Annotated in this window: 1 protein-coding gene; it reads left to right on the top strand. The window is 41.1% G+C overall.

All coding sequences use genetic code 11. The features are described from left to right. Positions 1–55: 55 nt before the first annotated feature. The coding region (locus tag SB775_RS30570; RefSeq protein WP_410865016.1) for a class F sortase at positions 56–263 on the top strand (208 nt) is incomplete at its 3' end.

Genomic DNA, 263 nt, shown 5'->3' with positions numbered 1-263 from the left:
GAATGGTCATGTTGATAATAAATGGGGGCCATCTGTTTTTTATCGACTAAAGGAGCTGAAAAAGGGAGACAAGGTGATCGTGATGTCTTCGTCAGGAAAAAAGCGAACCTTTGAAGTCATCAAAGTGCAAAGCTATCCGCGTGAAGAGAAGCCAAATGCTTTTTTCGGGTACGCCTTTACACGGAATCTCAATTTAATCACATGTACTGGGACATTTGATCATGCAGCAGGTACACATGAAAAAAGATTGGTTGTCTTTACAC

It is taken from the genome of Peribacillus sp. SIMBA_075, from assembly GCF_046534585.1.
Note: the sequence above shows the minus strand (reverse complement) of the source record. Positions and strands in the feature narration are given on the sequence as shown.